Origin of the sequence: Actinopolymorpha sp. B9G3, assembly GCF_040120725.1 — a bacterium.
Classification (GTDB): Bacteria; Actinomycetota; Actinomycetes; order Propionibacteriales; family Actinopolymorphaceae; genus Thermasporomyces.
Genome location: NZ_JBEEAB010000004.1, coordinates 21,526 through 32,098, shown reverse-complemented (window position 1 = coordinate 32,098; position 10,573 = coordinate 21,526). Strand labels below are relative to the sequence as shown.

The 10,573-nt window shown below is 69.1% G+C and carries 9 protein-coding genes; 6 read left to right on the top strand and 3 right to left on the bottom strand.

Going from position 1 to position 10,573, the window contains the following annotated elements; translation table 11 throughout:
- Positions 1-20 precede the first annotated feature (20 nt).
- The gene (locus ABNF93_RS09035; RefSeq protein WP_349327377.1) at positions 21-983 is read left to right on the top strand and encodes a methionyl-tRNA formyltransferase; all 963 of its coding nucleotides are present in this window, start codon (positions 21-23) and stop codon (positions 981-983) included.
- A gap of 152 nt (positions 984-1,135) precedes the next feature.
- On the opposite strand, the gene ABNF93_RS09030 is transcribed toward ABNF93_RS09035, so the two are convergent.
- Both ABNF93_RS09030 and ABNF93_RS09025 read right to left on the bottom strand, forming a co-directional pair.
- Positions 1,136-1,519 (bottom strand): hypothetical protein, encoded by a 384-nt coding sequence (locus ABNF93_RS09030; protein ID WP_349327376.1) that lies wholly within the window; start codon positions 1,517-1,519, stop codon positions 1,136-1,138.
- Positions 1,520-1,693: 174 nt separating this feature from the next.
- Positions 1,694-3,094: a UDP-glucose dehydrogenase family protein gene (locus ABNF93_RS09025; RefSeq protein ID WP_349327375.1), complete on the bottom strand. Its 1,401-nt coding sequence runs from the start codon at positions 3,092-3,094 to the stop codon at positions 1,694-1,696.
- A gap of 273 nt (positions 3,095-3,367) precedes the next feature.
- Here ABNF93_RS09025 and ABNF93_RS09020 point away from each other — a divergent pair, with 273 nt between their 5' ends.
- Genes ABNF93_RS09020 through ABNF93_RS09005 form a run of 4 tightly spaced genes read left to right on the top strand, consistent with a single transcriptional unit; the run spans position 3,368 to position 7,475 of the window.
- Positions 3,368-4,045 (top strand): hypothetical protein, encoded by a 678-nt coding sequence (locus ABNF93_RS09020; protein ID WP_349327373.1) that lies wholly within the window; start codon positions 3,368-3,370, stop codon positions 4,043-4,045.
- A 56-nt stretch (positions 4,046-4,101) separates the two neighbouring features.
- On the top strand, positions 4,102-5,781 hold the full coding sequence (gene cobT / locus ABNF93_RS09015; protein WP_349327371.1) for a nicotinate-nucleotide--dimethylbenzimidazole phosphoribosyltransferase: 1,680 nt from the start codon (positions 4,102-4,104) through the stop codon (positions 5,779-5,781).
- Positions 5,778-6,659: an adenosylcobinamide-GDP ribazoletransferase gene (locus ABNF93_RS09010; protein WP_349327369.1), complete on the top strand. Its 882-nt coding sequence runs from the start codon at positions 5,778-5,780 to the stop codon at positions 6,657-6,659. Before cobT ends, ABNF93_RS09010 begins: the two co-directional genes overlap by 4 nt.
- A complete protein-coding gene (locus tag ABNF93_RS09005) occupies positions 6,660-7,475 on the top strand; it encodes an ECF transporter S component (RefSeq protein WP_349327367.1) in 816 nt (271 codons plus the stop codon).
- 114 nt (positions 7,476-7,589) lie between these two features.
- On the opposite strand, the gene ABNF93_RS09000 is transcribed toward ABNF93_RS09005, so the two are convergent.
- Positions 7,590-8,027, bottom strand: a complete 438-nt coding sequence (locus ABNF93_RS09000) for a ferritin family protein (RefSeq protein WP_349327365.1) — start codon at positions 8,025-8,027, stop codon at positions 7,590-7,592.
- A gap of 578 nt (positions 8,028-8,605) precedes the next feature.
- Here ABNF93_RS09000 and ABNF93_RS08995 point away from each other — a divergent pair.
- Positions 8,606-10,228 (top strand): GGDEF domain-containing protein, encoded by a 1,623-nt coding sequence (locus ABNF93_RS08995; RefSeq protein WP_349327364.1) that lies wholly within the window; start codon positions 8,606-8,608, stop codon positions 10,226-10,228.
- The last annotated feature ends 345 nt before the right edge of the window (positions 10,229-10,573 follow it).

Here is a 10,573-nt window from a genome sequence, read left to right as displayed (position 1 = left end):
GATGCAAGGAGAAGTCCCTCATGCGAGTCGTCATGTTCGGCTACCAGACCTGGGGCCATCGCACCCTGCAGGCCCTGCTCGACTCGGAGCACGAGGTCGTCCTCGCGGTCACCCATCCGCCGAGCGACCACGCGTACGAGAAGATCTGGAACGACTCGGTGGCCGACCTGGCCGGACGACACGACGTGCCCGTGCTCATCCGCAGCCGTCCCGGCGACGACGAGCTCCTGGCCGCACTCAAGGACGCCGGTCCCGACGTGATCGTGGCCACCAACTGGCGCACCTGGATACCGCCGGAGATCTTCGCCCTCCCCCGACACGGCACGCTCAACGTCCACGACTCGCTGCTGCCCGCCTACGCCGGCTTCGCCCCTCTGCTGTGGGCGCTCATCAACGGCGAGGAGGAGGTGGGCGTCACCGCGCACATGATGGACGACGACCTCGACGCGGGCGACATCGTGCTCCAGCGGGCCGTACCGGTGGGGCCGCGGGACACATCCACCGACCTGTTCCACAAGACTCTGGAGCTGTTCGGGCCGATCACTGTCGACGGCCTCGCGCTCATCGCGTCCGGGCGTACCGACTGGGTGCGACAGGACCGCTCGAAGGCGAGCTTCTTCCATAAGCGCTCGATCGAGGACAGCCGGATCGACTGGGCCTGGCCCGCCGAGGACCTCGACCGGCTCGTACGCGCGCAGTCCGATCCCTATCCGAACGCGTTTACGTTCCACCGCGGCAATCGGCTGCGGGTAGTGGAGGCTTCAGTGTCCGAGGGGCGGTACGGCGGTACTCCGGGCAGGATCTTCATCCGCGAGGGTGATGGCGTCGTGATCGTCGCGGGTGCGGACGCCCGGCGCGGTCACCACCACGGGTTGGTTCTTCGGCGCGTACGTACGGACGACGGCGACGAACTCCCGGCGACGGACTACTTCCGCACCATGGGTGGCTACCTCACCAGCCACCCTGGAAAAGCGGGAGGTTGATCGGTTCGGTGTCGAAGAGGCAGTCCACCACCTGCGCCGGCGGCGAGGCCACCCCTGCCTGATCGTCGACGACGGTGGGCCGGCCGCCGACTCGGCCACGGGCAGGCGCAGCATGCCGTAGTAGCTGGCAGGCGGCCGGTTCACCGCTGATGTCAACCGTGACGGCCCGGCTGCCATGCGTCGAGGATTCTCTTGAGAGTCTGAGCGTGCAGGTTCGCGATCTCGACCCGAGCCACCCACTGGATCGGGTCAGCGTCGTGGTCGTCGGCATCGGCATCGAAGTCCTGCCGGATGCGGTACGAAAGCCCGTCCGCCTCGCGATAAGCGACGCCCAGACCACCCTGCTCGACGATCAGAGGCCATTCCACGTCATTGGCAATCGAGTCTTCGCTGCCATGCTCGACCACGACCGAGGCGGCTTCGGGCGACATCGCACGGACAGCGAACATCAGGTCCCAGGTCCGACCGGTGGCGAGCTGGTGGATGTGGTTGACGATCGCTTCGGTGTCGCGCAGACGTCTCGGACACGCGTTCATGGCGCGGTCGGTACGGCCGATCACGACGAAATCGGCTGGCAGCTCCTCGATCGATCACACCGCCATCCTGGCCTACCGCCCTCGCGTCCGGCCAAGGCCGGCAGGCCGTCGCTGGTCAATCAGGGCGGCGAACCTCCACGTGCGCCGGCGTCCGGACGGACCGCTGCGCGGTCCCTATGGCCGACCCACGCTCATGTACGTGAAGCCGGTGTCCCGCATTCGCTTCGGGTCGAGGAGGTTCCGGCCGTCGAAGATCAGCGGGTTGCGCATCGTGACCCGCGCCGCCGCCCAGTCGACGTCGTTGAGCTGCGGCCACTCGGTGACCACGATTACCGCGTCGGCTCCAGCCATCGCCTCGGCCGGGTTTGCGTGCCGGGTCGTCGACGTCCACGGTTCGACCTCGGCAGGGCGGGCCAGCGGGTCCCAGCATTGGACGTCGGCACCCTCCGCAAGCAGCCGCGAGGCGACGACGGTGGAGGGCGCCTCGCGCATGTCGTCGGTGCCTGCCTTGAACGTCATGCCCAGCAGGCAGATCCGGCGGCCCTTGAGGGTGCCCAGCTCGTTCTTCAGCCGCTGGATGGCGCGCCGCGGCTGCAGTTCGTTGACCTCGATGACCGCGCTGAGCAGCTGGAATGGATGGCCGGTGTTGCTGGCCATCGCGCGCAGCGCGCGGGAGTCCTTCGGAAAGCACGAGCCTCCGTACCCGAGCCCCGCCTTCAAAAAGTGCGGACCGAGACGGGGGTCCATGCCGATTCCCTTGGCCACAGTCTCGACATCGGCACCGGTCGCCTCACACACGGTCGCGATCTCATTGATGAAGGTGATCTTCGTCGCCAGGAGCGCGTTCGAGGCCAGCTTGACCATCTCGGCGGACGGGATGTCCATCACTTCCACCGGCCCGTCCACGCCCTCATGCAGAGCCGTCACGAGTCGGGCTGTCCTATCGTCCGCCGCGCCGATCACCACCCGGTCCGGATGCAGGAAGGTGCTCACGGCCCGGCCCTCAGCGGTGAACTCCGGGTTCGCCGCGTAACCGACGTGGGCAAGCCCGGCATCGTGCAGCACGGCGCGGACGCGCTCCCCCGTGCCGACCGGCACCGTGCTCTTCATGACCAGCGCGGCCAGGTGATCCGAGCGCACCTCCTTGAGCGCGTCGATGACCGCCCAGAGGTGGGACAGGTCCGCATCACCGGACGCCGTCGGAGGCGTGTCGACGCAGACGTACACGACCTCGGCGTCACGTACCGCCTCCTGAGCCTCCAGCGTGAACGACAGCCGCTCCTTGTTGCCGGCAAGGAGGTCGCCCAAGCCAGGCTCGAAGATCGGAACTTCACCGGCCTGCAACAGCCGGATCCTGTCTGGCTGGATGTCACACAAGACGACCCGGTGACCCAGCTCCGCGAAGCAGGCCCCTGCTACCAGACCGACGTAACCCGCGCCAAAGACCGCGACGCGACGTGGTTGGGGAGTCTTGCCCGGGAAACCGGCAATCTTCCTACGGGCCCTGGTGTAGGACTCGCCGGTCACGGCGACGCGGGCGCGGATCGCCTTCTTGCGGGCCTTGTCCTGTGTCATGACGTCATCCTGTTCAGCCGATGACCCACGCCCACCGGCTCAGATGACGGAGACAATCCCATGCGGCGCGCAGCACGCGAGTCGGTGACCCTTGTCCTCGTCACCGCAACCCAGCGTGGGTGGGGTGCGGCTCGGAGTCCGGCCAGCGTGATCGGCCGCGCAGCCACGATAGGGCACGCGACGCCGAACAGGGAACAGTGACGCTCTCTCGTCACGTACCCCTGCACAAGGTCGCGAGCGAACTGACCGTGGTTGGGACGCTAGCCTCGAGCCGTGGGATCAGAGCACGTCGACGACCTCGACCGACGAACAGCTCTGGCCAGGGCTGTCCGCGACCTGCTACTCCAGTCGCCACACGTGGTTGAGGTGCGTCCGTACGGAAGTCTCGGAGCCGGCAGCGACCATTCGGACCGGTACTCCGACATCGATCTCGTCGCTGTCGTCAACGGTCTGTCGGACCGTGCCTTCGCCACGAAACTTCCCGATCTACTCATCCCGCTCGGACGCCCTTTGATCGCAGGGTGGGGACTCGACAGGCTTCCCGACACCTACGTCCGGACCCTCTACCTGGAGAGCTACCCGCTCTTCTGGCACATCGACATCGGTTGTGAGAGCTCGAACCATGAACCCGGCGCGGACATCGCGCAGCACTATCACTGGCCCCAGATCTTCAAGATGTGGATCGCGGCGGTCAAACAACTGATCCGCCACCGGGACGACGGATCGGCATTCCTGCAACACATCTCCCGCTGGGCAGACATCTCATCGTTGCGAGGCTCGGCAGCCGACCGCCTCGGCCAGAGCCTCGAACTCTGCGTCGCACGCGCTCGCCGACGCGGCGCACCCTGCGAAGAGGTCTACCGCCGATGCGCTGCGCTTCGCTCCATCTACCTGACATCCCGACCAGCAGGGCCACGGCGGCCCGCGGGGGGGTCGGCGGGGTCTTCATGATCACGTCACTCGTGCCATGCTGGTGGCCGTTCCTGTGGAGAGGACGCCAGACCCCGATGCCCGGACGAATGACGCTGCTCGACCGCACCGTCGAGGCGATCCGCCCGCTCGACGGTGACGCCATGGCCGCCGCACACATCCGCCAGGACGGGCTCGTCAAACCCCGTGGTGCGCTCGGCGACCTCGAACAGCTCGGCCGTCAGCTCGCCGGTCTCGCCGGCCAGTGTCCGCCGCCTGTGCCCAAACCCGCCGGGCTCGCACTCTTCGCCGGCGACCACGGCGTCCATGCCCAAGGCGTGTCGCCATGGCCGCAGGACATCACCGCAGCGATGGTGTCGACGTTCCTGTCCGGGCGCGCCGTCGTCAACACGCTCGCGCGCCAGGCCGGCGTCCGCGTCCAGGTCGTCGACGTCGGTATCGCGACTGACCTTCCCCCGGCGCCCGGGTTGGCGCAACGCCGGATCCGCGCCGGTACGCACGACCTCACCACCGGGCCCGCGATGACTCGGGGCGAAGCCTCCCAGGCGATCGAGGTCGGCATCCACACCGCGACCGATCTCGTCGCCGAAGGGTGCCGCTGCCTGCTCACCGGCGACATGGGCATCGCCAACACCACTCCGGCCGCAGCGCTGATCGCGGCCTTCACCGGAGCTGCGCCCGAGGACGTGACCGGACGCGGGACCGGAATCGACGATGCCACCTGGGCAGTCAAGGTCGATGTCGTACGCCGTGCACTTGACCGGCACCGCCTTGATCCCGCCGACCCGCTGGGGGTCCTGGCGGCCGTGGGCGGGTTCGAGCACGCGGCGACAGTCGGGTTCCTGCTGGGCGCCGCGGCGGCACGCGTTCCGGTCGTTCTCGACGGGGTCGTCGCGGGAGCGGCGGCCTTGGCGGCTGCGGCGTTCGCTCCTGAGGTGACGGGGGCATTCGTCGCGGGCCACGTCTCGGCCGAGCCTGGCGCCCGCCTTGCCCTGTCGACGCTGGGGCTAAAAGCCGTCCTCGATCTGGAGATGCGCCTGGGTGAGGGATCCGGTGCGGTTCTCGCGCTGCCGGTCGTCCAGGCCTCGGCCCGGGTACTGCACGAGGTCGCGACGCTGGCGGACCTGCAGGGCGGCGCCGACTCCGTGGCGCCCGGCATCCGGCGTCGGATCCTCGTCCTGGGCGGCGCGCGCTCAGGCAAGTCGGCGACCGCCGAACGCATGGTGGAGTCGGCTGCCGCGGTCACCTACGTCGCCACCGGACCGGCGCCCTCAGCGGACGACCCGGAATGGCGGGAACGCGTCCAGCTCCACCGCGACCGCCGGCCGGCCCACTGGACGACGGTCGAAACCCGTGACCTGGTGGGATTGCTGGCCACCCGTACGAACGAACCGCTCGTCGTCGACTGCCTGGGCACCTGGCTCGCCGCCACGATGGATGACCACGACATGTGGCGAGATGACAGTGCTGACTCCGACCCGGACACGGCCGCGGCCGCGGCCGACGGTGCGGCGGACATGGCCGCCGACGATGCCGCGGCCAAGGTGACGGCAGAGGTCGATGCCCTGGTCGAGGCCTGGCGCAGCACCTCCCGGACGGCCGTCGCGATCAGCAACGAGGTCGGGTCGGGGATCGTCCCGGCGACCCGTTCGGGCCGGTTGTTCCGCGACCAGCTCGGCCTGCTCAACTCCAGGATCGCGGCAGAGTCCGACGAGGTGTGGCTGGTGACGGCCGGCATTCCCCAGCGGCTGCGATGACCGTCGACCAGCCAGCGGGCGGTACACCCACTGACCAACCAACGGCCGGCGCACCCAGGGACCAGTCTGAACGGCGGGATGGCTGGGGTTTTCCCACCGCGGTCGGCCTGTTCACGGCCATTCCAGTTCCCCGACATGCGGCGCGGCACCTTGACCGGCAGCTGGCCGCACGGGCGCTCCGCTGGCTGCCTGTCGTCGGCGCGGGGCTCGGCCTGGTCGCCGGCGTACCCCTGTTCGCGAGCACGGTCCTCGCCCCGTACGCAACCGGGGCGGTCCTGGGGTCCGCACTCGCCGTCGCTGTCCTGGCGCTCGCCACCCGTGGCCTTCACCTCGACGGTCTCGCCGACACCGTGGACGGACTCGGCAGTGCGGCTCCGCCGGCGCAGGCGCTGGCGATCATGCGGAAGCCGGACATCGGCGCGTTCGGTGTCCTGGCCATCGTCCTGGTCGTCCTGATCAAGGTGGCGGCACTTGCCACGGTCTCGACGGCGTACGGGGCGGGTGTCGGCGTACTCGCCCTGGTCGCCGCCGAGCACTCCGGACGAGTCGCTGTCGTCCTGGCCGCCCGCACCGGTGTTCCCTCGGCCAGACCCTCCGGCTTCGGCGCCCTCGTTGCCGGATCAGCCGACCGCACGGCGCTCCTCGGTGTCGCCGTGACGACCGCGCTGCTCGCCGCTGTCCCGCTCGTGTGGGGTGCGCCCGCGACATCCCTCCGCCTGCTGGCCGGGGCCGCCGTCGGGCTCGCCGTCGCGGAGGTGTGGCGGCACCGCGTCGTACGCCGGATCGGCGGCGTCACCGGCGACGTCTTCGGCTCGATCGTCGAACTCGCCTCCGTCGCCGTACTCCTCACGATCGCTCTGAGCGCAGGAGGCCGATAGATGACGACCCGAAACAGCACGGCTGTCATCACCCTGCGTCCGCGCTCGGTCCTGGCTCTCGCACTGGCGAGCGTGGTCGGGCTCATCGGCTTCGGCTGGCCGTTCGTGGTCGACGCCTCCAGTGCCATGGGTGAGCACAGCGACGATGCGCCGTACCTGTTCATCGGCGTACTCCTGCTGGTCGTCGCGATCGTCTACGCCGAACTCGCCGACGGTGGGATGGACGTCAAGGCGGTGGCGATGCTCGGGGTTCTCGCCGCCGTGGGCGCCGCCCTGCAGACCCTCAATCCCGGGGCGGGTGGGTTCGATCCGGCGTTCTTCCTCCTGATCCTCGCCGGACGGGTGTTCGGGCCGGGGTTCGGTTTCGCGCTGGGGGTCGTGGTCATGCTGGCGACCGCGCTCATCACCGGTGGCGTCGGTCCATGGATGCCGTTCCAGATGTTCGGGCTCGCGTGGGTGGGGTTGGGCGCCGGCTGCCTGCCGCGGGCGTCGGGATGGGCCGAGCGCTGGCTGCTCATGGCGTACGCCGGCGTGTGCGGGTTCGGCTACGGCGCCCTGCTCAACCTGTGGTTCTGGCCGGTCGCGAGCTTCCTGCCGGCCGGCGCGTCGTTCGTACCCGGCGGGGCGATCCTCACCAACCTCAGCCACTACGCCGTGTTCTACGCGACGACGTCGCTCGGCTGGGACGCCGCTCGCGCTGTCCTCAACGTCCTGCTGGTGCTGGTGGCCGCGCGGCCACTGCTCGTGTCGCTTCGTCGTGCGGCTCGCCGCGCCGCTTTTGACGCGCCCGTCACGCTGGAGGCAGAAGTCCGCTGACGGAGCCGGACGGTCCGATCCTGCGCGGGCGCTGGCGTTGGGATGAAGGTGGCCCTCACCCAACCGGCGTCCGCCGGTAGACAGCGCCCGATGTCACTGATCACGCATGCATGATCATTCCGGCGAGTGCGGCTGGTCGGGGGTTTCGTCAGACGGCAAGTGTCGCGGCTCGGCCGGTACCTGCGCGGCGAACTCCCAGCGCGACTTCTCCAAGCTCGTGAGTACGCCGAGGACGATGGTCTGGCTCACCGGGTCGATCGCTGCGAGCGGCCCCAGTGCGTTACGGGCTCGTGCGATGGCGGCGTCGATCTGGTCGATGAGCGCACCCATGGTCTTGTCCTCGCCGACGAAACCGGGCGGGAAGTCCGGAAGGCCTGTCGTCGTCGCCACCGTCGCAGGGCGCACGTCCACGCAGGCGCCGAACACGACCATGCGCAGCGCCACGTCGTCGCTTCGCACCCGTATATCGGCAATGAGCCGCTCCAGAGGTTCCCGGATCGCGGGCACATGCCGGCCGTGGAGGTGCCACTGTGCCTGCTTGCCATACAACACAGGGCGATCAGGTCGACCAGCAGCGGCTGGAGAAACGAGGTGACGACCTTGCCTGCCACGCTGCCCGACAGTCGGCCCGCCAGCGCGAGCGGAAATCGGTCGGGCGCCGCGGGAGACGATCGACGGGAGTGCATCATGACCTCCCCTCGCACGCTGCCCGTACCCCTACCCGCGCACCCCGATGACAACACCAGGAAGAGTGGGTCGGTGGTCGCGAACCTTCAACCAGGACGGGCGAAACGCACCGTTGGTCACTGCTGTCAAGCTAGCCTTGACAGCAGCGCCGGACGATGGTCGACGCTGGCTGTGACCGCGGGTCAGACGCCGATCCGTCGGCCGGTCAGACGGCAGCGAGGGCGGCCAGACAGGTGCCCGACACCTGGGGCGACGGCGCGCCGTTCGGGTACGCAGGGTCCGGGACCGCTGCCCGCGTCGCCCGCCCCAGGGTTGCTCTATAGCCTGTCCTCGGGTCTTACGCAGATGGTGGCAATGGAGGGAGAACCCGAACTCATGGTTCCGGCCGGGGGAACCACGGGGCGCCTGATCCGACACGCACGCCGCTGGACAGGGAGCGGAACGTGTCGGGGCCGATGAAGCCGCGCCCTTCCGCGCTTTCCGACATATCCGAACTGCTGATCCGGGCCCAGTCCGGAGAAGCCAGCCAGGTCCTGGACGACCTCGAGGTCCTCCTCGGGCAGGCCCAGGTCCAGCATGCCCACGACCGCGCCCAGTGGCTGAGATTCGTCCGGTTCGCGGCGTTCCACGAGCTGCGCCGCTACGACCGCGCCGACGAGGTGGCGGTCGAGATGATCCGGCTCGCCGAACCGTTCGACGACCGGATCTGGGAGTCGTTCGGCCACGGACTCCGGGCGATGGCGCTGCTGCTCCGCGGCAGCTTCGAGCCGGCCTACGACGAACTCGCCCGCTCGGTTGTTCTCCTCGAAGAGCTGACGACGCCGAGCTACGCGGTCGGACACGCCATCAACGCGGTCGTCCTCGTCCTGGTCCGCCTCGACCTCTACGAACTGGCCACCCAGTGGCTCGAACGACTGCACGACGTGGCGACAGCGCTCTCCGACGCCGTACTCCAGACGTTGTACGCCTACAACTCCGGCTGGCTCCAGCTCAACTGGGCAGCCGAGCTCGAACTCATCGGCCAGCTCGACGAGGCGCGCGAGCACTACCGGAGGACCTTGACGGCTTTCGAAGCGGCACCGGCGGGCGTCGACGTCATCGAACGTTCGTACTGGCCTCGTGAGGTCATCGTCCAGGCCTGCGCAGCGCGGGCGATGCTCGGCGAAGGCGAGTCTGTCCTCCCGGAGCTCCGCGCCAACATCGGCGCGGTCGCCGCCACGCAGCGCCAGGAAGCGATGCTGATCGGCTATCTCGCGATGGCGCGGGCGTACGCCAACGAAGGCGACTCGCGGCAGGCACTCGAGCAGGCGGAGATGGCCTGCGCGGTCGGCGACACCCTCCCCCGGCTGCAGGTGATGGCCGCCCGTGCCTACTGGGAGTACGCCCACCTGCTCCGCTCCCGCGACGGCACGACACCCACCGTCGACGCGTTCGCCCAGCTGACCTGGCGCCTCGTGCACGACCGCTGGGAGGAACGTCGGGCGCGGATGCAGTCGTTCTCCGAACGCCTCGACTCCGAACGGACCCGCGACGAGCTGCGTCGCCGGGCCGCGGCGTACCTCAGTGATCCGCTGACCGGCCTCGGCAACCGCCGGCTGATCGAGATCCGGCTTCCCGAACTCCTGGTGGAGTCGGCGGCGACGGGTCGACCGCTCGCGGTGGCATTCGTCGACATCGACGACTTCAAGAGCGTGAACGACGAGCTTTCCCATCTCGTGGGCGACGATCTGCTGCGTGAGCTCTCCCAGGAGATGCGGTCCACGCTGTCCTCCGACGACGCCATCGCCCGCTTCGGTGGCGAGGAGTTCGTGGTCGTGCTGCCCAACCGCACCGCCAGGCAGGCGTACGACCTGATCGACGGCCTGCGCCAGCGGATCGAACAACGGGTGTGGAACTGCCTGCCCGCCGGGCGACGGATCAGGATCACGGCGGGGCTCGCCCAGTCGTGGCACGGCGCCACCCGGACACAACTGCTGGCGGCCGCCGACGAGGCGTTGCTGCGCGCCAAACGCCAGGGGAAGAACCGCGTCGAGATCCGCGCTCACCCGCTGCCTGACGAGCCGTAGGCCCAGTCCTCGAATCTTGTCCTCGCGACCCATGGCGTCGGCCGGGCGCGGGTGAGTAGGGTGGCGCCCGCGTGGCTGCCGTTTTGTCGCAGAAAGACTCCTACGTCCGACTTGAGGCACCCCGCGTACCTTTCCACCGGCATGTCGTGCCTTCAGGAGCAGAGTTGGCCCTCGCATTCGTCGTCGCCGTGATCGTCGCCCTGGTCGTCGCGGCGCTCATCGGTGGGATTGTGCTGATCATCAGCAAGCGCAAGCAGGCGTCCGGGTCATCGGCGGTGACGTGGAACTACGGACAACCCGTCCGGCCGCCCGGCTGGGGGTTCTCGCAAGGACCACCCCAGAGCA